Raw genomic sequence first — 26,999 nt, 5'->3', positions numbered from 1 at the left:
TTGATAATGGCAAATCAATTTACAACACCAGGGAAAATAATTTTAGGAAAAGATGCACTGAAAATGAGTGAATTGGATTTATGCCGCATGGGAAAAAAGGCATTGATTGTGACAGGAAAATCCATGCTTAAACAGGGAAATGTAAAGATTCTTATAGATATGCTGAAGAAAAATGGAGTAGGCTCTGCTGTATATTCGGAAATTGTTTCAGAACCCACAGATAAAATGATTTATAGAGGGCTTGATATTTACAATGAAAAAAAATGTGATTTCATTATAGGTTTTGGTGGAGGAAGTCCGCTGGATGCGGCAAAAGCAATTGGTGCAATGGCAACTAATGAAGGAAGAATATCGGATTATAATGGCAAGACAATTGAAAATCCACTTCCTCCGGTTGCGGCTATTCCGACTACGGCCGGAACCGGTTCGGAAGCAACACAGTTTACAATTGTTTCAGATACGAAAAATGATATAAAGATGCTGCTTAAAGGAAAGGTTTTAATACCGGCACTTGCAATTGTAGATCCCAAATTTTCTTATTCATCACCAAAGAATGTTACAGCTGCTACAGGTCTGGATGCACTTACCCATGCAGTAGAAGCCTATACCTCTAAAAAGGCATTTCCGCTGACAGACAGTTTTGCCATATCAGCAGTAAAGCGTATTTTTGAATATCTTCCCATTGTCTATAAAGATACACAAAATGAAAAAGCCCGTGAAGAAATGGCAATAGCCGCCCTTGAAGCAGGCATCAGTTTTAATAATTCCTCTGTAACAATTGTCCATGGAATGAGCCGCCCGATTGGTGCACTTTTTCACATACCCCATGGTATTTCAAATGCAATACTGTTGAAGGAATGTATGTCATTTGCATTGGACGGGGCTTATGACAGGTTTGCCCAATTGGCCAGAGCAATTGGAGCTGCCCGAGATGAAGATGAGGATATGACAGCTGGAAAGATATTTATTGACAAGCTTGATGAGATCTGCAATATATGCGAAGTACCGAATATGAACCAATACGGTATAGAGAAAAAGGAGTTTTTTAAAGTCATTGAAAAGATGGCGAAAGATGCTTTTGACAGTGGAAGTCCTTCAAATACCAGAAAAGATGTTACGGTAGAAGATATGATAAAAATTTATGAGAGATTGTATTAAACAAGAAAGATAAAGAGGAGTGAATAATATGAGGATATTAGAACATCCTGTCTTAGGAAAATATGAGAAAGGGAAGAAGATAAAGTTCTACTTTGACGGTAAAGAGATGGAAGGATATGAAGATGAACCTATTGCATCAGCACTTATGGCTGCAGGAATATTGACCCATAGACATACGAGAAAAAAAGGGACAGCACGTGGGGTGTTTTGTGCCATTGGAAGATGTACAGACTGTGTAATGGTAGTGGATGGTGAGATCAATGTCCGAACATGTATCACTCCATTAAAAGAGGGAATGAAAGTACAGACACAATATGGACTGAAAGCAAAGGAGGCATGAGAGATGAAAAGATATGATTTGGTAGTAATTGGTGCTGGTCCCGCAGGTCTGTGTGCAGCAGTGGAAGGTGCAAAAAAAGGCATGAGTACCGTTGTCTTTGATGAGAATGCAAAACCAGGAGGCCAGCTTTTTAAACAAATTCATAAATTCTTCGGTTCAAAAGAACATAAGGCAAAGGTCAGAGGTATTAACATAGGAAAAGAACTTCTTGAAGAGGCCCGGGATTGTGGTGTAGAAGTAAATTTGAATTCACCGGTTATAGGAATTTTCCCCGAGAAAACTGTGAGTGTCATGAAAGAAGATCATATAGAGACTTGTAAAGCAAATAGTATTGTTGTTGCCACCGGGGCTTCAGAAAGAATGATTCCCTTTGAAGGATGGACAATTCCTGGAGTAATTGGAGCAGGTGCTGCACAGACAATGATTAATCTTCACGGTGTGTGCCCCGGCAAAAGAATTCTTATGGTTGGTTCCGGAAATGTGGGATTGGTAGTTGGCTTTCAGCTTTTGCAGGCCGGATGTGAATTGGTTGGAGTTATTGATGCTGCACCAAGAATTGGCGGATATGGGGTACATGCTTCTAAATTGTCAAGGACGGGAGTGAATTTCTATTTGTCCCATACTATTGTCAAGGCGGAGGGCACTGACAAGGTTACTGGTGTTACCATTGGTGAAGTGGATAAAACATGGAATATAATTCCGGGAACTGAAAAACATTTTGATATAGATACTATATGCGTGGCAGTTGGTCTCAATCCTATGAGTCAGTTGGTGAGGATGACTGGAGTGAAAATGGAGGACAGAGGTGGACTTGTACCTGTGTGTGACAAATATGGCTGTACTTCTATACCTGGAATATTTGCTGCCGGTGATGTGGCAGGAATTGAAGAGGCAAGTTCTGCCATGATAAATGGACATATTGCAGGGCTTGCGGCTGCCAAATATGGAAAATATATAGAAGAAAAAGAATTTGAACAGGAGTACATAAAGTATTCTAATTCCATTGAACAATTGAGACAGGGTATGTTTTCCCGTGAAAATAGAGGCAGGACGGATTTGGCTCAAACTGATGAAGGATACGGCATATCGCAGTTTCTGCTTAAAAATGGATACATTGATGAGACAGAAATTGATCAGTATCCTGGTGTAACGAAAAAATCCGGAATTCATCCTGTAATTGAGTGTACACAGAATATACCCTGCAACCCATGCCAGGATGCCTGTAAATTTGGATGTATCAAAATAGGCGACAAGATTACTGCCCTCCCGGCGGTAGATGATGACAAAGATTGTAGGAACTGTGGTATGTGCGTTGCATCCTGCTCGGGTCAGGCCATTTTTCTTGTAGATGATGACTGCGGTGATGGTTTTGCAACGGTGACACTGCCTTATGAGTTTTTACCGCTGCCGTCAGTAGGTGACAGGGGAAGCGCCCTTGACCGCAGAGGTAAAGTGGTTGGAGAAGCGGAGGTCATTGATATTAAGAAATCGGAAGCATTTGACAAGACGGTTCTCTTAACTATCAAGGTACCAAAAGAGCTGTCAGGAAGTGCAAGATTTTTTAAGAAATAGGGAGGTATAATTTATGGAAAGCAGGAGTATTGATCGTATAAAGCCATTGGGAGAATTCGAGCCTCATAAGGACGATGATTTAATTATCTGCCGCTGTGAGGAGATTACAAAAGGTGAAATTAGAAAGGCAATTTATGATGGCATGCTTACGTTGAATGAGATCAAAAGATATTTGAGAGCTGGAATGGGATTGTGTCAGGGATTGACCTGTGAGAGAATTGTCAGGGACATTGTTGCAAAAGAGTTGAAAATCAAACCAACAGAATTGGAGGAGACGACATCAAGACCACCGGCAAGACCTGTAATGGCTAAAATTTATGCGGATTATCGTGAATAAGAGGAGGGTTAAAAATGAACAATGAAGTAATTAAATCTGATGTAATCATAGTAGGCAGCGGTTCTGTGGGTAATGCAGCGGCATATTTTTTAGCCCGAAAGGGGCTTTCTGTGACTGTACTTGAGAAAGAAACCGTGGGGAATGGTTCATCTACACGTAACGGTGGACTGAATAAAATGAATTTCAGGGGAGTACCTGAACTTTCTGTTGCAATGTATGGTGTTACAGATATATGGCCCCGGCTTGAAGAGGAGCTTGGCGGCATTGAGTACAAAACCACAGGTGGCTTTAGAAATGCCGTAACAAATGAGGAAATGAAAAAAATGGAGACTTTTATCCCTCATGCTGAAAAGTATGGTATGCATCTAGAGTTCATCGATGGAAGTGAACTTAGAAGAAGAGTACCTGAGTTTTCCGATAAAATTGTTGGATCATCCTACTGTGCGGAGGAAGGTAGGGCAAATCCATTGAAGACAACTCTGAAGCTGTATTCAAAAGCCAGGGAGCTGGGGGCAAAATTCTATGATCATGAAAAGGCGGAGATAATTGATCTTGTAAGAGGAAAGGCAAGGAGAATCATTACAAACCAGGGACATATTTATGAGGCGGACAACATTATTGTGGCAGCTTGTTATGGAAGCCGTGAATTGCTGAATACAGTGGATTTTGACATTCCATTCACCCATGCACTATGTGAAGTGTTTGTAACGGAACCGGTACCGAGATTTATTGATGAAATTTTTATTTCATCCAATGCAGGTTATTATGGACACCAGACCGAGCATGGTTCTCTGGTATTTGGAGCAGGAAGTACAATTGGCGCCTTTGCAAGAGAAGGAACTTATGTGGAGAAAAGGCTGACACCAAACAATATTCCTTCTGGGGCAAAAGGCTTGGTACAATTGTTCCCCGGCCTTGCAAAGATTAAGATTGTACGCTCCTGGAGCGGGTGGCATGACAGGACCCCGGATGACACTACCTGTATTGGTCAAATAGAAGGCGTTCCAGGTCTATATGCAGCCTGTGGATTTAGCGGACATGGTTTTGGAATCAGTGCACCCATAGGCAAAATATTAAGTGAAATGGTGTTGGGGGAGCCTTTGGGAGCAGATATCAGCCAATTGAGGTTTGACAGATTTTTACCTATAGATTCCTTTACAGGAAATGCAAGAACAAGATAATATATGAATATAGGGTATTGATATATTTTACAATTACTGCTATAATTTTTTGTACTGATTAGTGTTTATAAAAGTGAACTGTCTCAAAGTTTGTTATGGGACAGTTTATTTATGTTTTGCAGAAAAGGAAATAATAAAAGAGTGTAGAATATTTAAATAGGAGTCTAAAATTCAGAGGTGGGATGACTACATGTCAATGAGACGAAGGAAAAGAAAAACACGCAATGAAAACAATGATATAAAGGGAATAGTATTTGTTACTATGGGCATTCTTATGCTTGTAAGTGTGTTTTCACCTTCTACATCCGGGATAGTTGGAGAAACTGTAAAGAGAATATTGATAGCGGTTATGGGGCTGGGTGCATTTGTATTTCCGGTTTTGATAATATTTACGGGAGGATGCCTTCTGGCTTCCAAAAACAGAATAAGTTTCAGCAGGAAATTTTATGGAATACTTTTATTTGTAATAAATACAATGCTCTTTATGCAGATGATAATTATGTCAGATTACTATCCATATTATACTATATTTGAAAGTATAAAAAAGTTGTATATGCGAGAAGGTGTACTTCATGGCGGAATTATAAGCCTGCTCATAGACATACCGCTTTTCAAGCTTTTTGGTGACACAGGATGTTATATTATATTTACAGCTGTTTATATTGTTTCCTTCATGTTGATTACAAAGATAACCTTATATGATATTTTACATAGGATGGGAAGTATTTTTGCATCTAAAGAAGGTGATTCAGATGATACTATTATAGAAGATAAAAGTGGAGCCGGGAAAGGTATATTGAAAGACAGCGAGGAAAGGAACGGATTTATTAAAGGTTTGAACAACAGAATAAAGATATTGAATTTCATGAAGTCCAAGGAAGATGATGTTCTGCCGGAACAGGACAACAGCAAACAGGATGACAAAAATAAGTCTCTTGATCATCCAATTGAAATAGAAATAGCTTCGGATAAAGTCCCGGATAAATCTATAAATGAAGAACTGAATAAAAAGATGATTGAAAGTGAAGCCCAGGATATGGTATACAATTATCCCAAAATAGATTTGCTCAGAAAAAACAGCCAGTCAAAGCTGAATAGGGAAGATAAACGGGAACTTATAAGCAGTGCCAATAAACTTGAAGAAACTCTGAATAGCTTTGGAGTTGAGGCAAAAGTAATGCAGGTGAGCAAGGGACCTTCCGTTACCAGATTTGAAGTTCAGCCAAGCCCGGGTGTAAAAGTAAGCAAAATAGTTAATTTGTCTGATGATATTGCGCTTGGGCTTGCTGCTACCGGAGTTAGAATAGAGGCTCCTATACCGGGAAAATCGGCCATAGGCATAGAAGTACCAAATAAAGAACTTACAGCTGTATATCTGAGTGAGGTAATAGAATCCAAGGAATTTTCAAATTCAAAGGATAAACTCTGCTTTTCACTTGGAAAGGATATAGGAGGAAACTGCATAGTTTCTGATCTGACGAAAATGCCCCATCTTTTAATTGCAGGTGCAACTGGATCAGGAAAAAGTGTATGTATAAATACAATGATAATAAGTTTGCTCTATAAATATTCTCCTGATGAGGTAAAGCTGCTCATGATAGATCCAAAAGTAGTTGAACTGAGTGTATACAATGGAATACCACATCTTTTGATACCTGTAGTCACAAATCCTAAAAAGGCTGCAGGCGCACTCAACTGGGCCGTACAGGAAATGGGAAGAAGGTATAAGTTGTTTGCAGATAATGGAGTAAGAAATATAGAGGGATATAATGCTTTGGCACAGGATGAAAAAGTAGAAGGCAAACTTCCTTTTGTAGTCATGATAATCGATGAACTTGCGGACTTGATGATGGTATGTCCAAATGAAATTGAAGATTATATAGGACGACTTGCCCAGATGGCCAGGGCGGCGGGAATGCATCTCGTTATAGCTACACAGAGACCTTCAGTTGATGTAATTACCGGTGTAATAAAGGCGAATATACCTTCAAGAATATCTTTTGCCGTTTCAAGTCAGATTGATTCAAGAACTATACTCGATACGAGCGGTGCGGAAAAGCTCCTGGGGAAGGGGGATATGTTATTTTATCCTGTAGGAGAGTCAAAACCTGTCAGAATCCAAGGGGCTTTTATATCGGAAAAAGAAGTGGAAAATGTAGTTGAATACATAAAGGATAAACAGGGAGAACCACAGTATGAAGATGATATAATGGAAGAAATCGACACCAATGCATCTGCCGGAAACGATGAATGTGACGAACTGCTGAATGAGGCAATAAGAATAGTAATTGATTCAGGACAGGCTTCTACGTCCCTTGTCCAAAGAAGACTTAGAGTAGGTTACAACAGGGCTGCCAGAATAATAGAACAAATGGAGGAAAGAGGTATAATATCCGGGAAAGATGGTACAAAACCAAGGCAGATACTTGTGGATAAAAATGAATACAAGGAGTGATTTGTGCATTAATATTTGCTTTTTATCTTGTAAAAAGTTGAAAGTAGATTTACAATAACATGTGTATTACATTAATTAAATATAGACTATATGACCTGAATTTAGGAGGGTGAAATTGTATAAACTAAGAGTTGGACTTATAAGTTTGGGCTGTGACAAGAACAGGGTTGATTCAGAAATTATTTTAAACAATTTAAATGCTGAATACAATCTAGTAGCCGATATGAAAGAGGCAGATGTTATAATCGTAAACACATGTGGATTTATAGAGTCTGCCAAGCAGGAATCCATAGATACGGTACTCGAGATGTCTAAGTATAAAAGTGAATTTAATTGCAAAATATTAATTGTAACAGGATGTTTAACCCAGAGGTATGGAAAAGAACTTTCAGAGCTTTTGCCGGAAGTAGATATAATGCTTGGAGTCAATGATTATGATAAGTTGAATGAGAGCATTAAAATCCATTTTAAAGACAATGACAAAAAAATATGTAATTTTAATTACAGTGATGTGAAAATAAATGAGGGAAAAAGGATTATCACTACGCCGTCCCATACTGCATATGTGAGAATTGCAGAAGGATGTGACAACTTCTGTACCTATTGCATAATCCCCAAGATAAGAGGAAGATACAGGAGCAGAAAAATTGAATCAATATTGGATGAATGCAGGGATCTGGCAGATAAAGGTGTAAAGGAGATAATTTTGATTGCACAGGATACTACAAGATATGGAATTGACCTGTATGGAAGCAAGCAGCTTCACAAGCTCATGAAACGCATCTCAATGATTGATGGAATAGAATGGATAAGAGTTCTCTATTGCTACCCTGAGGAGATAACTGATGAGATTATAGATGAAATAGCCGAAAACAAAAAGGTATGCAGGTATATAGATATCCCTGTCCAGCATATAAGTGACAGGATACTTAAAGCCATGGGCAGAAAGGGAAGAAAGTCTCAGATAATAGAAAACATAAACAAGTTGAGGAGCAAGGTTAAGGATATTGTCATAAGAACAACCTTGATAGTGGGTTTTCCCGGAGAAAATGAAGAGGATTTTAAAGAATTAAAAAATTTTGTAAAAAATATGAAGTTTGATAAACTTGGAGTTTTCAAGTATTCAAGGGAAGAGGATACTCCGGCTTACAGCATGAGAAATCAGGTCCCGGAAGATATTAAAGTGCAGAGGGAAGGGGAGATCATGCTTTTGCAGCAGGACATATCAAAAAACATAAATGAACTCAAAGTAGGAAGAACTTATTTGGTTATTGTGGAGGGCCGGAAAGATGACATGTATTATGGAAGGAGTTATGAAATGTCTCCCGACATAGATGGGGTCATATACATAAAAGGCAGCAACAGCTTAGAAATGGGAAGTATGATAAAGGTAAAAATAACAAATAGCTTTGAATATGATTTAATGGGAGTTGTATGCGATGAATTTAGCGAATAAACTTACAATAATTAGGATGATACTTGTTCCGGTATTTTTGATTTTTATGGCTGTAAAAGATGTACCTTATTTTAAAATAATTGCAATAATAGTTTTTGTAATTGCCTCAATAACAGATAAATTGGATGGATACATAGCTAGAAGCAGGAATCAGATAACAAGATTTGGAAAGTTTATGGATCCTTTAGCGGATAAGCTTTTGGTTACAGCTGCTCTTGTCTGTCTTGTAGAATATCATATAATACCGTCCTGGGTAGCCATGATAATAATAGCGAGAGAATTTGCAGTAACCGGACTAAGGACGGTTGCTGCAGCGGAAGGAATAGTAATAGCTGCAAGTCCATGGGGTAAGGCAAAGACGGTAACACAGATAATTGCCATTATACTGGCGCTTATAAATTTGAACTATAATCATGTATCAATGTCGATTTTTAAAGTATTTGTAGATCATCCCCACAAAGTATTGAATTTAATAACATATATTGCTATGGGCATGGCGATAATAATAACCATAGTATCCGGTGTGGATTATTTTGTTAAAAATAAGGAAGTAATGAAATCCGACAGATAGAGTTTCAGTCCATTGGTTTTTAATTTGTAAAATCAATGGATTAAAACTCTAAAATTATGTCTATAATTAAGAATGGTGTATAAACACAAACATAACTTTATATACCTTTAATTGAAAATATACTATAATATAGTTAGTACATTTTTATAAAACGTACTATTGACTAAACATAAACCATGATATATAATTATTAAGAACGTAAGTTCTTATAAGAGAGGATGTGAAGTTTTGACAAGTTTTGATAGTGAAAAATTGAAAGCTATAGAATCAGCTATGGGACAAATAGAAAAGCAATTTGGGAAGGGTTCTATAATGAAATTGGGAGAAAACAGTAAATTGAACATAGATTCTATTTCAACAGGATGCCTGGATCTGGATATAGCGCTTGGTATAGGCGGAGTACCGAGAGGAAGGGTAGTTGAGATCTTTGGACCTGAATCATCAGGAAAAACAACTGTGGCACTCCATATAGTGGCGGAAGCTCAAAAATCAGGAGGTGCTGCTGCATTTATCGATGCAGAGCATGCATTGGATCCAGCCTATGCAAAAAATTTGGGAGTGGATATTGAAAATTTGATTGTCTCACAGCCGGATACGGGAGAACAGGCGCTTGAAATAGTTGAAGCTCTTGTAAGATCCAATGCTATTGATGTAATAGTAATTGATTCTGTAGCGGCACTTGTGCCGAAAGCAGAAATAGAAGGCGAAATGGGGGATTCTCATGTAGGACTTCAGGCAAGACTTATGTCGCAGGCACTCAGAAAGCTGACAGCATCTATAAACAAATCCAGATGTGTAACTGTATTTATAAATCAATTGAGGGAAAAAGTAGGGATCATGTTTGGCAACCCTGAGGTTACACCTGGCGGCAGGGCATTGAAATTCTATTCATCTGTCAGAATAGATGTAAGAAGATCTGATGCTATAAAGCAGGGTGATGCTGTAGTTGGAAACAGAACCAAGGCCAAAGTTATTAAAAACAAAGTGGCACCTCCCTTCAAGCAGGCTGAATTCGATATAATGTACAATCAGGGAATATCCAGAGAGGGTAATGTCCTTGATGTAGGGGTTAGAGAAGAATTAGTTCAAAAAAGCGGGGCATGGTTTTCCTATGGTGAAACTAGATTGGGACAGGGCAGGGAAAATTCCAAGCAGTTTTTAAAGGAAAATCCTGATATAAGATATGAAATAGAGAACAAGATAAGGAAAAAATATAATTTGCCTCTGGCAAAGCCTGAAGATGAAAATAAGGAATTGAAAAACAGCAAGACAGATGGAGAAAAGCAGGGAACAAAAACTCAGGCAAAATAATTTTGTGCCTGCATTAAAGCGATAATATTTAGGCTGTGAAATTGGAGTTACAAACTTGACAATGGATAAAATATAATATAAAATTAAGACAAATTCTGGTTTATCATGTATTAGAATTACCAATTGAATAAATATGACACCATTTCTATGCTTGTATATTTTGCTAAAATTATAGATACATAAAGAAGAGCAAAGGAGGTGTTCATGTGAATTCTGTATTAATATATGAAATTATTGCTGGTATAATAATTGCAGTTATTATACTAGTTGAGTTTTATGTTATAAAGAATAAATCATCTGCAATAAAAGCAGGAGCTATTGAGGAATCTAATAGATTGAAGGAAGAAGCAAAAAAGGAAGCTGAATCTATAAAAAAGGAAACTATATTAGAAGCTAAAGAAGAAGTCCACAGATTAAGGAACGATCTTGAAAGAGAATCAAGAGACAGAAGAAATGAGTCTCAAAGATTTGAGAGAAGGTTGATTCAAAGGGAAGAACTATTGGATAAAAAAAGTGCGGCCTTTGAAAAAAGAGAGGGCAGTCTGGATAAAAAGCAGCAGGAAATTGCACGACTGCAGGTAAGCGTAGAGGAACTTTATAAAAAGCAAAATGAAGAGCTTCAAAGGCTATCGGGACTTAGTTCAGAGGAAGCAAAGGAAATTTTATTGGAAAAGGTTAAAAAGGAAATTAAGCATGAATCTGCAGTTATGATCAAGGAAGTTGAAATGAGAGCTAAAGAGGAAGCTGACAAGAAGGCAAGGGAGATTATAACCTGTGCGATCCAAAGGTGTGCAGCCGATCATGTAGCTGAAACTACAGTTCATGTAGTAACTCTTCCCAATGACGAAATGAAGGGCAGAATAATAGGAAGGGAAGGTAGGAATATAAGAACTCTTGAAACCTTGACAGGTGTTGATTTGATTATTGATGATACACCTGAAGCAGTAATATTGTCAGGATTTGATCCGATACGAAGGGAAGTTGCAAGAATAGCGCTTGAAAAGCTTATAATTGATGGAAGAATACATCCGGCAAGAATAGAGGAAATGGTAGAGAAAGCTAAAAAGGAATTGGAAAGTGATATTAAAGAAGAAGGTGAACAGGCAACATTTGAGACGGGTGTACATGGTCTTCACCTTGAAATGATAAAATTGCTTGGAAGGTTGAAGTATAGAACTAGTTATGGTCAAAATGTGCTGAAACATTCTATAGAAGTTTCATATCTGGCAGGTCTTATGGCGTCAGAAATAGGAATAGATCCAACTATAGCAAAAAGAGCTGGATTGCTCCATGATATAGGGAAGGCAGTAGATCATGAAGTTGAAGGTCCTCATGCCGTTATAGGGGCAGAGGTTGCCAAGAAATATCATGAGTCCCCTGTAATTATAAATGCCATAGGGGCACATCATGGGGATATGGAATTTCAATCTTTAGAGGCAGTGCTTGTACAAGCAGCGGATGCAATTTCAGCTGCAAGACCTGGAGCTAGGCGAGAGACCCTTGAAGCCTATATTAAGCGTCTGGAGAAATTGGAAGAAATAGCAAATACATGTGAAGGCGTAGAAAAGTCATATGCCATTCAAGCGGGAAGAGAACTTAGAATTATGGTTAAACCAGAAGAAGTTGATGATGCAGGAGCCGTTGAAATGGCAAGGAACATAGTAAAAAGAGTAGAAGGAGAATTGGAGTATCCTGGTCAGATCAAAGTAAATGTAATTAGAGAGACTCGTGCAGTTGAATATGCAAAATAGTAAATATAGGTAGTCAAAAATACACATATTCCTTTTGGATTTTCTTAAAATTGTAAGCCTTTATGAAATCTAAAAGGAATTTTTAAATTTTTGTAGAATATTATACAATAGCAGCACTAAATAAAGTTAATATATAGGAGGGTTATTATGGAAGTATTAAAAGTTTCAGCAAAATCAAGTCCAAATTCTGTAGCAGGAGCACTAGCAGGAGTGTTGAGAGAACGTGGGGAAGCTGAAATACAGGCTATAGGGGCTGGAGCGCTGAATCAGGCTATCAAGGCAGTAGCTATTGCTAGAGGCTTTGTGGCACCCAGTGGAATCGATTTAATATGCATTCCGGCTTTTACAGATGTTGAAATAGATGGTGAGGAGAGAACTGCAATAAAACTAATTATTCAACCCAGATAATTTAATTTACAGGACTTGAGAAGGTTATCAAGTCCTTGTTTGTTAGTATATAGTAATTGTTTCAATAGATTCCTGTATAAAACAATTTGATATTGACTATATTATATACTATGTTAAAATGTAAAAAGATGTACAACTTATATAGGGGGAGTTTCATGAAGAGTCTGCTAGAAATGATGAGACCAAAACAATGGATTAAGAATTTTTTTGTATTTGCAGCAATTATATTTTCCGGAAATTTTTTAAATCCCTATATGCTTGGTATAAATATAGAGACTTTTATACTGTTTTGTATTACTTCTTCTATAATATACATATTGAACGACATAGTTGATATAGAAAAGGACAGATGCCATCCAGACAAGAAGAACAGACCTCTTCCCAGCGGACGTGTGAGCAAAAGGTCAGCTGTAATTTTGGATATTCTGCTTTTTATGGTGGTTATTTTGCTGGGATATGGTGTTGATGTAAAGATACTTTATATAATGCTGCTGTATATAATTATCAATGTATTATACTGTTTTAAATTAAAAAACATAGTTATAATAGATGTGATGACAATAACTTTCGGATTTGTATTGAGAGTGGAAAGTGGAAGTATTGCTACAGGAGTTGAAGTTTCACCGTGGCTTTTTTTATGTACTGTTCTGCTTTCTCTGTTTCTGGCACTTAATAAGCGCAAGAGTGAGATTATAACTTTGCAGGACAGAAGTGGAGAGCACAGAAAGATATTGGAGGAGTATTCTGTAAATAGTATAGATAAAATGCTTACCATAGTTGATCCATCCGTGTTGATGGCATATTGCCTTTATACTTTCAGTTCTACTCAAAGCAGGACCATGATATTTACTATTCCATTTGTACTATATGGAATACTTAGATATGAATATTTGATGGATAAAAAAAATATAGGTGGAAAACCGGAAGATGTATTTGCAAAAGACAGACCTTTTCTGGTAAATATAATTTTCTGGAGTTTAAGTATTATGGCTATAATATATTTGAAGCTTTAGAGAGGATGTCATTTTTATATGGAAATAAATAGCCTTTTTAAAGGTGGATCTTTCAAAAAAAGTGAAGCTTTTTCGAAAAAAAATAAGACAGATAGCAATTATAAAATAAGTCTGGACTATTATCTGATAGTTATGATGCTTGGTACGGCAGTATCCATACTATGGGTAATATTTGTAAATTCCATGCCATTTTCGGATTTTGACTATTATTATAATATGGCTGTAAGTATAGCAAACGGAGGTTCCTGGGGGAACACATATACATCCATGGGTTATTCAATAGTATTGGGAGGTATATTTAAAATATTCGGGGCCAGTGTTCTTACTGCAAAAATATTTAATATAGTTTTAACTATTGTGAATTATATTTTTTTCAGATCGATTTTATTCAGACTTGATCTGGAGGAAATAGATAGAAAGATAATATTTACTATATTTGTATTCATGCCAAATAATATATTCTACAACAGTATACTTGGAACGGAACTTTTATTTACAGCACTTTTATTGATTATAACCGATATATATATGGGAAATATGAGATTCAAATATATTTTAATAGGTGTGCTTGTGGGTCTTAATACAATGGTTAAGCCGTTTTTTATAGCCTTCTTTTTGCTAGTATTCCTGGTGGATGTTTTAAAACATAAAAAATTGCTGCTTTCAATAGAAAATTCAATTATTGTATTGATATTGAGTGCAATTGTGATTTCACCGTGGATATATAGAAATTCAAAGTTGATGGGGCAATTTACCTATGTATCCAACAACGGAGGGATAGTACTTTATATAAATAATAATTCCCAAAACCACAAGGGAAGATGGATGCCTGCCGCCAATGTTGAAAATTCAGTTGTAAATACACAGGAATACAAAAATGCAAATATGACTGAGAAAAATAAAATGTTGAGTTCATCTGCCAAAAAGTGGATAAAATCGCATCCTGCAGATTTTATAAAACTGGGTTCCATGAGACTTTTTAATACATATTTTGTAGGGGACGATATAGTATATAGTACATATGCAAGTGGAATAACCGATGAATTTAGAAAATTTCTCATAGTATATGCAAATTTAACTAGAGAAATAATCTTTCTGCCGGCTATAATATATATATTGATTTATAGTGTATATATACTTATACAGTTAGTAAAAGGCAGGAGTGATTCCATTGATAAATTCAATATATATTCTGTAATTCTATTTTTCATGTTTACAGGTGTGTATTTTATAACGGAGGGTCAGGGAAGATATTCTTTTCCCATAATATTTTTATTTGTATATTGTTTTTACATGTCAATTGGTAGAATTATATTTAGAACAATAAAAAAGAATAATTGATAGAATGGAAGTAAGTATATGATTTTATTAATATTAATTTCAATATTTCTAGGTGCATTTGGTCAGATACTTGTTAAATATGGTTCAGCAAATCTGGAAATCAATTTTACACTTAAATATTTAATTCCAAGTATTTTAAACATAGTAAAAAATCTGCCTGTGATGATGGGAATAATATCTTATGGTGTAAGTTTTCTTATATGGATAAAAGTTTTGAGTAAAACCGAGCTCAGTTATGCATATCCAATGGTAAGCCTTGGATATATAATAGTGATGATTTTTTCTTATTTTGTATTTAAAGAAAACATAACCTTTATAAGGGTATTGGGAATGTTTTTTATAATAGTAGGCGTTGTGTTGATTTCACGAAGCTAAAAAATTAGAATTTACCTACGAGGAGGAAATAAAATGATTCTGTCAAAAAAAGCTGAGAAAATTGAGCCATCCATAACTTTGGCCATTACAGCCAAGGCAAAGCAAATGAAAGCAGACGGTATTGACGTAATAGGTTTTGGAGCAGGGGAACCGGATTTCAATACACCTGAGTATATTCAAAATGCTGCAGTTAAGGCTATGAAGGATGGATTTACAAAGTATACTCCTGCTTCTGGAATTCTGGAATTAAAAAGTGCCATAAAAAAGAAATTTGAGAAAGATAATAAATTAAGCTACAGTGAAAATCAGATTATAGTTTCTACAGGAGCCAAACAATGTCTGGCAAATGTATTATCTGCAGTCCTCAATCCGGGAGATGAGGTGATTGTAGCAGTACCTTACTGGGTAAGTTATCCTGAACTTATAAAGCTGGCTGACGGGACACCAGTTTTTGTGAATACAAGAGAGGAGAACGGCTTCAAGTACACCATAGAAGATCTTGAAAAAGCTGTTACAGACAAAACTAAGCTTATCATAATAAATAGTCCGAACAATCCAACAGGTACTGTGTATACTAAAGAAGAACTTGAAGATATAGCGGAATTTGCGAAAAAGGAAGATATATTTATAGTATCCGATGAAATATATGAGAAATTAATATATGATGCTAACAAACATGTAAGCATAGCAGGTATATCCGAGGACGCATACAATAGAACTATTGTTGTAAATGGATTTTCAAAAACTTATGCCATGACTGGCTGGAGACTTGGTTATGCGGCATCTGGAAATGAGAAGGTAATAAAATTGATGTCAAATATCCAAAGCCATACTACTGCAAATCCAAATTCAATTACGCAATATGCCGGTGTGGCTGCGTTAAAATATGACAGCCCTGATGTAAAGAATATGATAGAACAGTTTGACAAAAGAAGAAAATATATGCTTCAAAAAATAGATAAAATAGACGGTCTGTCTGCATTTATACCTGAAGGTGCATTTTATGTACTGCTCAATATATCAAGGATATTTGGCAGAAGATGTAATGGAACTTTGATTGAAGATTCGCTGGGCTTTTCAAAATTACTTTTAGAAAAGGAAAAGGTTGCAGTAATTCCGGGAGCCGGCTTTGGAGTTGAAAATTACGTAAGATTGTCCTATGCTACTTCTATGGACAACATAGTTGAGGGACTTGACAGAATAGAAAAGTTTATAAAAGAGTTGAAGTGATTATTAAAAAAATGGTATAATTGTTGAAGAAGTTTTAAAATGTTAATATACTTATAATTAGGGGTGAATTGAATGGTATCTAAGGAAGTAACAGTAAAAAGCGCTACAGGGCTTCATGCAAGACCTGCTACACTATTAGTCAAAAAGGCTTCTTCATTTAAATCAGATATGTCTATAGAGTTTGATGGAAAGAAAGCTAATATTAAAAGTTTGATAGGAGTATTATCATTAGGTGTTACAAAAAATTCAACAGTAAAGGTTATCGCATCAGGTGATGATGAGTCTCTTGCTGTTGAAGAAATAGTCAAGTTGATAGATTCATTAGAATAATAATGATATATGTTTCACGTAAATAAAAGACCTTTTGAGGTCTTTTATTTATGGGTTTTATAAGCCGATTTTGTTTTAAACAAGAATATTATCATATCTACTCCCGCTACACCTATAATTATGTAAAGAATTCTTCCTATTAAATTAAGTGGATCGCCAAATATAATTCCAATTGGATTGAAACCGCATATCCCTGATATACCGGTGTTTATTCCGGTCAAAACTATTAAAAAAAGAGAAATCTTATCTATAATACTGAATTTGTACATTAATTTATATCCCCCTTAACTGCTTTTTATTAAAGTATATTAAATTTTTAAAAATATAGAACTGCTTTTTAAATATAGTATATTTAAATGCTGGATTGTTGTGTGATATAATATGAACGAAAACAAACTAAAAATACTTGTGGAGGAATTTTAAATATGAGAGATACATATAATACACCGCTCAATACAAGATATGCATCAGAAGAAATGAGTTATATATTTTCGGAGGACAAAAAATTCAAAACATGGAGAAGATTATGGGTTGCACTTGCAGAATGTGAGAGCAAGCTTGGACTTAATATAACTGATGAACAGATAGAAGAATTAAAAGCCAATGTCGATAATATAAATTATGAGGATGCACAGAAAAGGGAGAAGGAAGTAAGGCATGATGTAATGAGTCATGTATATGCCTATGGGCTTCAGTGCCCTAAGGCAAAGGGAATAATTCATCTCGGGGCAACGAGCTGTTATGTAGGTGACAACACGGATTTGATAATTATGAGGGAGGGCCTTGAACTTATCAAAAAAAAGGTACTTAATGTTATAAATCTTCTTTCAAAGTTTGCCATAAAATACAAAGATCTCCCGACCTTGGGATTTACGCATTTTCAACCTGCACAGCTGACAACAGTTGGGAAAAGGGCTACACTGTGGATACAGGATCTTTATCTTGATCTGGAAAATCTTCAATTTGTAATAGATAATATGAGATTCAGGGGCGTAAAAGGTACTACTGGGACACAGGCCAGCTTCATGGAGCTTTTTAATGGGGATGAAGAAAAAGTTAAGAGACTTGACAGTATGGTAACGGAAAAAATGGGATTTAAAAAGGAGTTCATGGTTACGGGGCAGACCTACACTAGAAAGGTGGATTCCATAATAACAAACACGCTTTCGGAAATTGCACAGAGTGCATACAAATTCAGTAATGATATAAGGCTGCTTCAAAGTATGAAGGAAATGGAGGAACCTTTTGAAAAAAATCAAATTGGTTCTTCGGCAATGGCATACAAGAGAAATCCTATGAGATGTGAGAGAATGGGATCTCTTGCCAGATACATAATAGTGGATGCACTGAATCCGGCAATAACAGCTTCGACTCAATGGTTTGAAAGAACGCTGGATGATTCAGCAAACAAGAGAATATCAATACCTGAAGCTTTTCTTGCACTGGATGGAGTCCTTAATCTATATATTAATGTATCGGAAAATATGGTTGTATATGACAAAGTAATTGAATCTCATGTAAAGAGAGAGCTACCTTTTATGGCTACGGAAAATATAATAATGGAGTCAGTTAAAAGAGGAGGAGATAGACAGGAACTTCACGAGAGAATAAGAAAGCATTCTATGGAGTCTGCAAGAAGAGTAAAAATGGAAGGGGCAGAAAATGATCTCATAGATAGGATAATAGAAGATCCATTCTTCAAATTGACAAGAGATGAAATACTTGAACTTGTAGATCCTGAAAAGTTCACGGGAAGGGCAGGCGGACAGGTGAAAGAATTCATAGATCGTGAAATAAAACCCTTGCTGCAGAAAAATAAAGAACTGCTTGGAGAAAAGGTTGAAATAAATGTTTAGGTTATATGTACTTTAAAATGGATTATGGGGGGAATTTATATGTATGATATTGTAATTATAGGTGCAGGTGCAGTTGGATGTGCAATTGCAAGGGAACTCTCCAAATATAAGTTGAAAATATGCATACTGGAGAAAAATGATGATGTTTCATGTGGTGCATCTAAGGCTAACAGTGGTATAGTCCATGGAGGATATTCAGATGAACCTGGAACATTAAAAGCCAAGCTTTGTATCAGGGGAAACAGGATGTATGAAAGCTTGAACCGTGAATTGAATTTTGGTTATAGAGAAACTGGATCTCTTGTGCTGGCATTTAATGATGAGGAAAAGAAACATATTGAAAAGCTATACGATAATGGAATAAAAAATGGTGTAGACGGAATGGAGATAATTGACGGGAAAAAGGTACTTGAAATGGAACCACATGTGAATAAACGTGTAAAATGGGCATTGTATTGTAAAAATGCAGGGGTATGTTCACCTTATGAAATGACTATTGCTCTGGCAGAAAATGCCGTAGAAAACGGAGTGGATTTAAAATTAGGGCATGAAGTAACATCTATAGTTAAAAAGAATGGAACATTTCAGGTGTCAAGCGGTGGAGAAAAAGTGGAAAGCAGATATATAATAAATGCTGCAGGTGCATATAGTGACAGAATATCTGACATGGTAGGACTGGATTATTTCACTATTGTTCCACGAAAGGGTGAATATATTATCTTTAACAAGGATCAGTCCTATCTTGTTAACAGTGTAATATTTCAGGTTCCTACAGAGAAAGGAAAGGGGATACTTGTAACTACAACCTATCATGGCAACCTGATGATTGGACCAAATGCACAGGAAGTATCAGACAGGGGAGATGTGTCCACTGATGAAGAGATATTGAAGTATATTGTAGAGACAGCTAAAAAATCAGTGTCTGGATTCAATATGAAAAAGGCTATAACTTCTTTTGCAGGAATCAGACCCACGAGCAGTACAAAGGATTTTATAATAGAAGAGACGGAAGTTAGGGGCTTTATAAATGTAGCGGGTATTGACTCACCTGGGATTACATCTTCACCTGCAATAGCGCTTAAAGTGGTTGATGTATTGTATAAGGCTGGATTAAAGCTGGATAGAGATGAAAAATTCAATCCATTTAGAAAACCTATAATAGTCAAAAAGGATGGAAATTTCAGGGGAGATATAGATTCTGAAGATCCCGAAAAACATATTATATGCAGATGTGAAAAAGTGACAGAATCGGAAATCGTGGATGCGCTGCACAGAACTGTTAAGACAGATTCCATAGATGGAATAAAAAGGCGTACAAGAGCAGGAATGGGAATGTGCCAGGGTATGTTCTGCGGACCGAGAGTTAGAAAGATCATAGCAAGAGAGCTAAAAATTCCGGAAGAACAGGTGAAAAAGAGGGGACCTGGATCGTCAATACTCCCAAAGAGGGCAAGCAGAGTTGATATTATGAATATAAAAAAATAATTTGTCACTTATATATAAAGTGCAACTGAACATAACAGTTTCCATAGTATATACTATACAGAGAGTGTATAGGAGGAATGAAAATGGGAAGAAGATACGCGGGTAATACAGACGATTTTATAGAATTTGCACTTTATATGCTCCCTAGATATATTAGAAGAATTGAAAGATATAAAAGGAGATATGATAAGATATATATAAAAAAAGAAAAAGAATTTCATCATCATAAAGATAAAGAGGATAAAAAAGAGAATTTTTTTCTTGATGAGTTTGTAGATAAAAAGATGTTAATGGATATTATAAAGAAAAATCTCTTTGATCAAAAAGATGCATTATCAGGCGAAGAAAAGGGCAGTAAAAAAAGTAAGCTGTCAAACAAGCACAATCCTGATGACACTATATTGAAAAAGGGAATGGAGAAGGCAGATAAAATATTGGACAAGGCTATTGATAATACAATGACTGCAGATCACGACAGGAGTCCCAAAAAGGACAATGGTGACAGCCATAAAGATCCTGCCAAAAATGATGTCCCGCAGCATAAAGATGAAAGCAAAGAGGAGAATAAAAATATTATGTATACCAGCAGCACAAGAATAAAAGTCAGATATGCAGAAACAGATAAGATGGGAATAGCTCATCATTCAAATTATTATATATGGTTTGAAGCTGCCAGAGGAGATTTTATTAAAAAAGCAGGTATTACTTACAAGGACATTGAGGATAAAGGAATAATGATGCCGCTTGTAGAAACCTACTGCAAATACTCAAAGGCTGCAAAATATGATGATGATTTAATAATAGAGGCTTCCATAGCAGATTTCAATCCAGTTAAAATATCATTTAACTACAGGGTATTGAATGAAAAAAACAGTCAACTTCTTGCAAAGGGGAAGACAACCCAAACTTTTATAGATAAGAAATTTAAAATAGTTAATCTCAAGAAAAAATATCCGGAGCTATGGGATAAGCTTCAATTACTGCGGTAGTCAATACAAAATAAATTTTAAAGCTTCAGGGAGTATATACCCTCTGAAGCTTTAAAATTAGTTCAATGCATCTTTTAGCTTTTTGAGACCTATATTTAACCTCTTTATTGATTCTTCCCTGCCTATTATATCTGCAATTTCGTAGGCGCCTCCGGCAGATGATTTCTTTCCGGAGAGTGCAGTTCTTACTGGCCAGAGAACTATTCCATTTTTAACACCGAGTTCATGAACCATATCCATGCATGCCTTTTCTATATTTTCTATGTCCCAGTTTTTAATTGACTCAAATACAGGAATAATTTTTTCAAGAGTAAAAAGGGAATTTTCCAAATTGGTCTTCATCTTTTTATGAATATATAGATCAGCAGAATAATCTGGAAGAGAATCAAAGAAAGCTATGAGATCAGGTATTTCGCTCAGCAGCTCAACTCTAGGCTGAACTAGCTGGCTTATCTTCATAAAGTCCAGATCTCTTGAAATTGTACTCTTATAATAAGGCATAGCAATTTGTGTAAATTCCTGGATATCCATTTTCCTGATGTATTCTCCATTCATCCACTTCAGTTTCGTATCGTCAAATATTGCCGGTGATTTATTTATATTTTTATAGTCAAATACTTTTACAAGTTCTTCAAGGTCAAATATCTCATTTTCTCCACCGGGATTCCATCCAAGAAGGGCTATATAGTTAAGTACTGCATCCTTTAAATAGCCCTTTTTGAGAAGATCTTCAAAAGATGCATCTCCATTTCGCTTGCTCAATTTATGGTGGGCATCCTTCATTATTGGTGGACAATGGACATAAATTGGAACTTTCCAGCCAAAAGCTTCATATAATCTATTGTACTTCGGGGAGGAGGATAGATATTCACTCCCGCGCACTACATGGGTGATACCCATTAAATGATCATCTACTACATTTGCAAAATTGTATGTAGGGAATCCATCTGATTTTATCAATATCATGTCATCCAGTTCTGAATTGTCTACGGATATATCACCGTATATTTCATCGTGAAAAATCGTAGTTCCAGTTTCTGGATTATTTTGTCTTATTATATGTGGAATGCCGGCCTTCAGGTTATTTTCTACTTCCTCTCTGGAAAGACTTAGACAGTGTTTGTCATATTTGTATGTAGCTTTTTTAGATTCAGCATCCTCTCTGAGTTTTTCCAGTCTGTCTTTTGAACAAAAACAGTAATAAGCTTCCCCTTTCTCTATCAATTTTTTTGCATATTCCAGGTATATGTTTGTTCTCCTGCTTTGGACATAAGGACCTACGGAACCACCTATATCCGGACCCTCATCATATTTCAGGCCTGTAATTTTTAAAGTATCGTAAATTATATCTAAAGCACCTTCCACAAATCTATCCTGATCTGTATCCTCTATTCTAAGTATAAAATCTCCAGATTCATGTTTTGCTATTAAATAAGCATAAAGAGCAGTCCTTAGATTACCAACGTGCATATAGCCTGTAGGACTTGGTGCAAATCTTGTTCTGACTTTGGACATTATATATTCACTCCCATTATTTTAAAGTAAAAACCTCTCATCAGAAAGACGAAAGGTCAAAATCAATCACTCTTAAATAATATAATAGTTAGGTTTTTGTGTCAAGGTAATTTCATATCCATATTATACTATAATCCTATATAGGAGCAGAAGTGCGTACATTTAAGTCCCGCTTTAAAACTCAACTGATTTTTGGTACAATAATCATATACATACAAAACTTTGTAACTTTTGGGGGTAAATAAAAAATGAAAAAAAAACTTGTAGTAATGTTAGCATGTTTTTCTATTATTCCGATTTTGGTTTCCAATATCATTTATTATATTTTCCAATCCAATAATTTTGGAAATGCCAGTTATTTTCTGGAAAGTTCGGTGGTAATAGGAATTGTATTTTTAATTGCAGCTTTTATTGTGGGAAGAAGTATGGGCAGCAATTTGGAGTATGTGAAGCCTATACATGAAGACGTTTTATATGGAGCAGATTCAGGAGCTTTGGATAATATTGATGAGGGTAAAGAGTCTTTATCTGATAAAATTCAAAAACTTAAATCCTTGACGGATAATCTTGAGAATAGTTCGAAGGTAATAGTAGCATCCGCAAATGATGTGGCCCATTCCATACAGGACATATCAAAGGATTCGCAGGTTCAGGCGGATGAAATAGTGGATATAGTGACCATTATTGATAATTTGAAAACTGAAATTGACAAGGTAAAGCAAAAACTCGGTGTAGTTTCGGAGGGTACTTCAGATACTGAAGAAAAGGCAAAAGATGGCGAAAACAAGATATATGACCTTATAGACTTTATAGTGAAAATAAAAGGTTCATTTGATATAGTCATGGAGAAGGTAAACAGTCTGTCAGGGACGGTTTCAGAAATAGGGAAGATAACAGATGTAATATCCGGTATATCCGAACAGACCAATTTGCTTGCTTTGAATGCTTCTATAGAAGCAGCAAGAGCGGGAGAGCATGGAAAGGGATTTACAGTGGTTGCAGATGAGGTCAGAAAGCTAGCCGAAAAATCGAAAACATCTTCAGAGAAGGTAATAAATCTAGTTACTTCTATAACTGCTGAAACGCAAGCTGTCATTAAAAATTCAAGTGAAATAGGCTCCTTGCTTGAAAATCAAGCTACTGCAGCCAATGATACCATAATATCATTTGAAGACATTATGGATGCTGTAAAGTCCATACCTAATTTGATAAATGACACCAATGAGTCTCTTGATGGAACTTTATCTAAAAATGATGAAGTCCTCAAAAAGGTGGAGAATGTTTCTGAAGCTTCACAGAATGTTTCAGCAGCTTCGGAGGAAATAGCAGCATCATCTGAAGAACTGTTGACAACGACAGAAGAACTTTCAAATTTGTCTGTAAAAGTAAACAGCAGTATAATGCAATTAAATAGTATTGGCGTTTAGATATATAAAAATGAAGCAGCTTATGGCTGCTTCATTTTTATATATCCTTTATTTCCGAGTCTATTTTTTTTATCAGAGTTTCTCTGTCGAAAGAATCAAGATCCTCTATGGAGTTTATTATGGATAGTATTTTATTTCTTACTATACTGAATTTTTGTGGAATCATTCCAGGTGTAAAAGTATCACCTGGATGTGCTATAAAAGTTGAATAGTCATGGGATTTCAAAAAGTTGCTCAAGTTTTCCAGCGGCTGGCTGTCACCATGAACCAGTATGATTTTTTCAGGCTTGGTTTTGAATTTGCAGAGCCAGTTGAATAGACCATCCCTGTCTGCATGACCTGATAATCCCTGAAGGTTATATATCTTGGCATTTACAGCTATTTCTTCACCAAATATTTTTACCTTTTTAGAACCATCCAGTATTTTTCTTCCAAGGGTACCTTCTGCCTGGTAGCCTACAAATACTATGGAACATTCTTTTCTCCAGAGGTTGTGCTTCAGGTGGTGTTTTATTCTGCCTGCCTCACACATTCCGCTGGCTGATATTATGACGGCACCTTGATTTATTTTATTTAATTTAATGGATTCTTCAGGGGATCTGACAAAAGTCAGTCCATTAAAATTCAATGGATTTATGCCTTTCTCCAAAAGACCTGCTGCCTCACTGTCGTAGTATTTCTTATATTTTGAAAATATAGAAGTGGATTCTGCGGCCAGAGGACTGTCTATATATACTTTTATGTCCTTAAGTGTATTTTCCGAGACATATTTATTGAGAGAATATATGACCTCCTGGGTTCTGCCCACTGCAAAAGAAGGTATTATTACATTTCCACCCCGTTTAAAAGTGTCAAGTATAATCTGCGATAGATTTTTTATATCATCAGTCAGGTTGGTGTGGAGCCTGTCACCATAGGTACTTTCCATTATCAAATAATCACCGTAATCTACTAAAGTTGGATCTTTCAAAATTGGAATGCATTTATTTCCAAGATCGCCGGTGTATACAAGCTTGATGTCTTTGGAATCCTCTGATATTAGCATTTCAATTATGGCTGATCCCAGAAGATGTCCGGCATCCCTGAATCTTAGCTTGAAGCCGTCAAACAGTTCTATCCATTGATCATAGGGATATCCCTTGAACAGGTACATGGACACCTGGGCGAGCTTTACAGTATAGAGAGGTTCAATTGGCTGATTGATTCCCTGACGTATTCTCCTCCTGTTTTTCCATTCAGCATCGGATTCCATAATATGGCCGCTGTCAGCAAGCATTATACTGCAGAGGTCTTTTGTACCTTCCGTGCAGACGACAGTTCCTTTAAAACCCTGTTTATACAGGAGCGGAATTCTCCCGCTGTGGTCTATATGTGCATGGCTCAGAATTACGTAATCGATTACCTTAGGATTGAAATTAAAGGTTTCGTTTCCTCTTTCTTTTTCATCTGTACCTTGATACATACCACAGTCGAGCAGTATATTTTTATCTCCTATTTTTAGTAGATGACAGGAACCGGTAACACATCCTGCAGCACCGTAAAATTCTATTTTCAATTCGATTCCCCCTTCATGCTATAAAATTATAATATCTATTTTGACTGAGACATTTGTATATTTTATTGCAAATGTCTCAGTTTCCTAACTAATATATATATTAAGAGAGCGGCAGCAATAATTGCCATTGCATAAACATGAAAACTCTTTTTTAATATATCTGTTTTAGAGAGATTTGAATAAAGCTTGTAGTTCTTTGTGCAATCCCTCTGACTCACGTTTAAAGTTCCTATAGGAGAAATTCCTTCAAGCGTGTCTGAATTTATGCTATTGAAGGATATGTTTTCCTTCAGCTCTTTTTTGTTTATGGAGTTATCATAGTATCCTACATTTTCAGATACAATTACAGGAACAGATAGCTTTACGCTTGGGCCAAAGCCAAGAGGTTTGTATTTTAGATTTTTGTAGGTTATAATGGAATCCTTTTTAAATATTGTGGAAGGTTCTTTATTGTAACTCCAATCTATTATTTTTTCCATGTCATTGAATACATTGGTATCATCTGCATCATAAACTGATTTCATGACTACACCAAGCATTTTTCTGCCGGAACGTTCATATATGGCTACAAGGCATCTTCCGGCAGGTATGGTATATCCGGTTTTCCCCGCTATACACCCATTTTTCCCAAGTAGCTTGTTCCTATTTTCGAGAGGAAATGTGAGGCCCTTTGAAGTTTTTATGCTGCTGGTGGGTTTTGACATGGTTTCTCTTATCCATGGATTTTCAAAAGCATGCTTGGCTATAATACTCATATCATAAGCTGTAGAATAGTGATCTGCATTATGAAGCCCATTTGGAGTGACAAAATGGGTGTTTTTCAAGCCAAATTCATGTACTTTTTTATTCATTTCATCTGAAAAAGAAGAAGTACCATTTCCAATATTATCTGCTATCATATAGGCTATATCATTTGCAGAATATAGTAGGAGAGCATCCATTGCAGAGAGTGCAGTCATGGTATCACCTATATCTATTGGATGTATGTCGTCATTCAAGGATGCAGCCGGCTGCATCTTTGCATTTTTGGTATATTTTAAAGTTGAATTTTTATCTTTGTTCTCTGCAAGCAATATTGCAGTCATAAGTTTTGTAGTGCTTGCAGGGTATCTTCTTGTATCTATGTTTTTTTCGTATATTATTTCACCAGTCTGCATGTCCACTGTAATTGCCGACTGACCATATATTTGAGGAGCAACATTTCCGGTTTCTTTTGAAAATACAATGGAATTAGCAAAGAAAACGATAATAAGCATCAAGACTAAACAAAGTTTATTTTTCTTCAAAATGAATCACTCCAATTGTCTGAATTTATATGTACTTTATGTTGAACAATATTATAA

Annotated in this window: 24 protein-coding genes; 20 read left to right on the top strand and 4 right to left on the bottom strand. The window is 36.0% G+C overall.

Annotated features, from left to right (window positions below; genetic code table 11):
* Positions 1–6: 6 nt before the first annotated feature.
* The 16 genes from LKE46_RS06800 (at position 7) to LKE46_RS06725 (ending at position 16,829) form a co-directional block, all read left to right on the top strand.
* On the top strand, positions 7–1,158 hold the full coding sequence (locus LKE46_RS06800; RefSeq protein ID WP_291719665.1) for an iron-containing alcohol dehydrogenase: 1,152 nt from the start codon (positions 7–9) through the stop codon (positions 1,156–1,158).
* A 28-nt stretch (positions 1,159–1,186) separates the two neighbouring features.
* A complete protein-coding gene (locus LKE46_RS06795; RefSeq protein ID WP_291719663.1) occupies positions 1,187–1,498 on the top strand; it encodes a (2Fe-2S)-binding protein in 312 nt (103 codons plus the stop codon).
* 3 nt (positions 1,499–1,501) lie between these two features.
* Entirely contained in the window at positions 1,502–3,070 is a 1,569-nt protein-coding gene (locus tag LKE46_RS06790) for an FAD-dependent oxidoreductase (protein WP_291719661.1), read from the top strand.
* Between the two features lie 13 nt (positions 3,071–3,083).
* Positions 3,084–3,407: a (2Fe-2S)-binding protein gene (locus LKE46_RS06785; RefSeq protein ID WP_291719659.1), complete on the top strand. Its 324-nt coding sequence runs from the start codon at positions 3,084–3,086 to the stop codon at positions 3,405–3,407.
* 14 nt (positions 3,408–3,421) lie between these two features.
* Positions 3,422–4,588: an NAD(P)/FAD-dependent oxidoreductase gene (locus LKE46_RS06780; RefSeq protein ID WP_291719657.1), complete on the top strand. Its 1,167-nt coding sequence runs from the start codon at positions 3,422–3,424 to the stop codon at positions 4,586–4,588.
* Between the two features lie 190 nt (positions 4,589–4,778).
* Positions 4,779–7,043, top strand: coding sequence for an FtsK/SpoIIIE family DNA translocase (locus LKE46_RS06775; protein ID WP_291719655.1), 2,265 nt, complete (start codon positions 4,779–4,781; stop codon positions 7,041–7,043).
* A gap of 115 nt (positions 7,044–7,158) precedes the next feature.
* A complete protein-coding gene (gene rimO, locus LKE46_RS06770; RefSeq protein WP_291719653.1) occupies positions 7,159–8,499 on the top strand; it encodes a 30S ribosomal protein S12 methylthiotransferase RimO in 1,341 nt (446 codons plus the stop codon).
* Positions 8,483–9,070, top strand: coding sequence for a CDP-diacylglycerol--glycerol-3-phosphate 3-phosphatidyltransferase (gene pgsA, locus LKE46_RS06765; RefSeq protein ID WP_291719651.1), 588 nt, complete (start codon positions 8,483–8,485; stop codon positions 9,068–9,070). Before rimO ends, pgsA begins: the two co-directional genes overlap by 17 nt.
* 273 nt (positions 9,071–9,343) lie before the next feature.
* Positions 9,344–10,381, top strand: a complete 1,038-nt coding sequence (recA, locus tag LKE46_RS06760; protein WP_434735210.1) for a recombinase RecA — start codon at positions 9,344–9,346, stop codon at positions 10,379–10,381.
* A gap of 206 nt (positions 10,382–10,587) precedes the next feature.
* On the top strand, positions 10,588–12,132 hold the full coding sequence (gene rny, locus LKE46_RS06755; RefSeq protein WP_291719647.1) for a ribonuclease Y: 1,545 nt from the start codon (positions 10,588–10,590) through the stop codon (positions 12,130–12,132).
* A 147-nt stretch (positions 12,133–12,279) separates the two neighbouring features.
* Positions 12,280–12,540: a stage V sporulation protein S gene (locus tag LKE46_RS06750; RefSeq protein WP_291719645.1), complete on the top strand. Its 261-nt coding sequence runs from the start codon at positions 12,280–12,282 to the stop codon at positions 12,538–12,540.
* 155 nt (positions 12,541–12,695) lie between these two features.
* Entirely contained in the window at positions 12,696–13,553 is an 858-nt protein-coding gene (locus LKE46_RS06745) for a decaprenyl-phosphate phosphoribosyltransferase (protein ID WP_291719643.1), read from the top strand.
* 132 nt (positions 13,554–13,685) lie between these two features.
* Positions 13,686–14,894, top strand: coding sequence for a hypothetical protein (locus LKE46_RS06740; protein WP_291725603.1), 1,209 nt, complete (start codon positions 13,686–13,688; stop codon positions 14,892–14,894).
* Between the two features lie 18 nt (positions 14,895–14,912).
* Positions 14,913–15,269, top strand: coding sequence for an EamA family transporter (locus LKE46_RS06735; RefSeq protein ID WP_291719641.1), 357 nt, complete (start codon positions 14,913–14,915; stop codon positions 15,267–15,269).
* A 33-nt stretch (positions 15,270–15,302) separates the two neighbouring features.
* Positions 15,303–16,499, top strand: a complete 1,197-nt coding sequence (locus tag LKE46_RS06730; protein WP_291719639.1) for a pyridoxal phosphate-dependent aminotransferase — start codon at positions 15,303–15,305, stop codon at positions 16,497–16,499.
* A gap of 72 nt (positions 16,500–16,571) precedes the next feature.
* A complete protein-coding gene (locus LKE46_RS06725; protein WP_291719637.1) occupies positions 16,572–16,829 on the top strand; it encodes an HPr family phosphocarrier protein in 258 nt (85 codons plus the stop codon).
* Positions 16,830–16,873: 44 nt separating this feature from the next.
* Here LKE46_RS06725 and LKE46_RS06720 read toward each other — a convergent pair whose 3' ends face one another.
* Positions 16,874–17,098 carry a DUF378 domain-containing protein gene (locus LKE46_RS06720; protein ID WP_291719635.1) on the bottom strand — a complete coding sequence of 75 codons (225 nt, stop codon included), beginning with the start codon at positions 17,096–17,098 and terminating at the stop codon, positions 16,874–16,876.
* Between the two features lie 156 nt (positions 17,099–17,254).
* Here LKE46_RS06720 and purB point away from each other — a divergent pair, with 156 nt between their 5' ends.
* From purB to LKE46_RS06705, 3 genes are all read left to right on the top strand, one after another.
* A complete protein-coding gene (gene purB, locus LKE46_RS06715) occupies positions 17,255–18,685 on the top strand; it encodes an adenylosuccinate lyase (protein WP_291719634.1) in 1,431 nt (476 codons plus the stop codon).
* A gap of 39 nt (positions 18,686–18,724) precedes the next feature.
* Positions 18,725–20,170 carry an NAD(P)/FAD-dependent oxidoreductase gene (locus LKE46_RS06710; RefSeq protein WP_291719632.1) on the top strand — a complete coding sequence of 482 codons (1,446 nt, stop codon included), beginning with the start codon at positions 18,725–18,727 and terminating at the stop codon, positions 20,168–20,170.
* Positions 20,171–20,745: 575 nt separating this feature from the next.
* Entirely contained in the window at positions 20,746–21,159 is a 414-nt protein-coding gene (locus tag LKE46_RS06705; protein WP_291725601.1) for an acyl-CoA thioesterase, read from the top strand.
* A gap of 57 nt (positions 21,160–21,216) precedes the next feature.
* Here LKE46_RS06705 and gltX read toward each other — a convergent pair whose 3' ends face one another.
* A complete protein-coding gene (gene gltX / locus LKE46_RS06700; protein ID WP_291719630.1) occupies positions 21,217–22,674 on the bottom strand; it encodes a glutamate--tRNA ligase in 1,458 nt (485 codons plus the stop codon).
* Positions 22,675–22,922: 248 nt separating this feature from the next.
* Between gltX and LKE46_RS06695 the strand changes: the two genes are divergently transcribed.
* On the top strand, positions 22,923–24,101 hold the full coding sequence (locus tag LKE46_RS06695) for a methyl-accepting chemotaxis protein (protein WP_291719628.1): 1,179 nt from the start codon (positions 22,923–22,925) through the stop codon (positions 24,099–24,101).
* A 37-nt stretch (positions 24,102–24,138) separates the two neighbouring features.
* Here LKE46_RS06695 and LKE46_RS06690 read toward each other — a convergent pair whose 3' ends face one another.
* Both LKE46_RS06690 and LKE46_RS06685 read right to left on the bottom strand, forming a co-directional pair.
* Positions 24,139–25,656, bottom strand: a complete 1,518-nt coding sequence (locus LKE46_RS06690) for an MBL fold metallo-hydrolase (protein ID WP_291719626.1) — start codon at positions 25,654–25,656, stop codon at positions 24,139–24,141.
* 62 nt (positions 25,657–25,718) lie between these two features.
* Positions 25,719–26,942 carry a D-alanyl-D-alanine carboxypeptidase family protein gene (locus LKE46_RS06685; protein ID WP_291719624.1) on the bottom strand — a complete coding sequence of 408 codons (1,224 nt, stop codon included), beginning with the start codon at positions 26,940–26,942 and terminating at the stop codon, positions 25,719–25,721.
* Positions 26,943–26,999 lie beyond the last annotated feature (57 nt).

It is taken from the genome of Clostridium sp., assembly GCF_022482905.1.
Lineage (GTDB): Bacteria > Bacillota > Clostridia > Clostridiales > Clostridiaceae > Clostridium_B.
Note: the sequence above shows the minus strand (reverse complement) of the source record. Positions and strands in the feature narration are given on the sequence as shown.

Bases quoted from the DNA above. Each gene is read 5' to 3' on its own strand.
- LKE46_RS06725 (WP_291719637.1), top strand. From the start codon at position 16,572: ATGGTATCTAAGGAAGTAACAGTAAAAAGCGCTACAGGGCTTCATGCA.
- LKE46_RS06800 (WP_291719665.1), top strand. From the start codon at position 7: ATGGCAAATCAATTTACAACACCAGGGAAAATAATTTTAGGAAAAGAT.
- purB (WP_291719634.1), top strand. From the start codon at position 17,255: ATGAGAGATACATATAATACACCGCTCAATACAAGATATGCATCAGAA.
- LKE46_RS06785 (WP_291719659.1), top strand. From the start codon at position 3,084: ATGGAAAGCAGGAGTATTGATCGTATAAAGCCATTGGGAGAATTCGAG.
- recA (WP_434735210.1), top strand. From the start codon at position 9,344: ATGGGACAAATAGAAAAGCAATTTGGGAAGGGTTCTATAATGAAATTG.
- LKE46_RS06735 (WP_291719641.1), top strand. From the start codon at position 14,913: ATGATTTTATTAATATTAATTTCAATATTTCTAGGTGCATTTGGTCAG.
- LKE46_RS06775 (WP_291719655.1), top strand. From the start codon at position 4,779: ATGTCAATGAGACGAAGGAAAAGAAAAACACGCAATGAAAACAATGAT.
- LKE46_RS06720 (WP_291719635.1), bottom strand. From the start codon at position 17,098: ATGTACAAATTCAGTATTATAGATAAGATTTCTCTTTTTTTAATAGTT.
- LKE46_RS06705 (WP_291725601.1), top strand. From the start codon at position 20,746: ATGTATACCAGCAGCACAAGAATAAAAGTCAGATATGCAGAAACAGAT.
- LKE46_RS06790 (WP_291719661.1), top strand. From the start codon at position 1,502: ATGAAAAGATATGATTTGGTAGTAATTGGTGCTGGTCCCGCAGGTCTG.
- LKE46_RS06740 (WP_291725603.1), top strand. From the start codon at position 13,686: ATGATGCTTGGTACGGCAGTATCCATACTATGGGTAATATTTGTAAAT.
- LKE46_RS06745 (WP_291719643.1), top strand. From the start codon at position 12,696: ATGAAGAGTCTGCTAGAAATGATGAGACCAAAACAATGGATTAAGAAT.
- LKE46_RS06795 (WP_291719663.1), top strand. From the start codon at position 1,187: ATGAGGATATTAGAACATCCTGTCTTAGGAAAATATGAGAAAGGGAAG.
- LKE46_RS06730 (WP_291719639.1), top strand. From the start codon at position 15,303: ATGATTCTGTCAAAAAAAGCTGAGAAAATTGAGCCATCCATAACTTTG.
- LKE46_RS06695 (WP_291719628.1), top strand. From the start codon at position 22,923: ATGAAAAAAAAACTTGTAGTAATGTTAGCATGTTTTTCTATTATTCCG.
- LKE46_RS06710 (WP_291719632.1), top strand. From the start codon at position 18,725: ATGTATGATATTGTAATTATAGGTGCAGGTGCAGTTGGATGTGCAATT.
- pgsA (WP_291719651.1), top strand. From the start codon at position 8,483: ATGAATTTAGCGAATAAACTTACAATAATTAGGATGATACTTGTTCCG.
- LKE46_RS06750 (WP_291719645.1), top strand. From the start codon at position 12,280: ATGGAAGTATTAAAAGTTTCAGCAAAATCAAGTCCAAATTCTGTAGCA.
- LKE46_RS06780 (WP_291719657.1), top strand. From the start codon at position 3,422: ATGAACAATGAAGTAATTAAATCTGATGTAATCATAGTAGGCAGCGGT.
- gltX (WP_291719630.1), bottom strand. From the start codon at position 22,674: ATGTCCAAAGTCAGAACAAGATTTGCACCAAGTCCTACAGGCTATATG.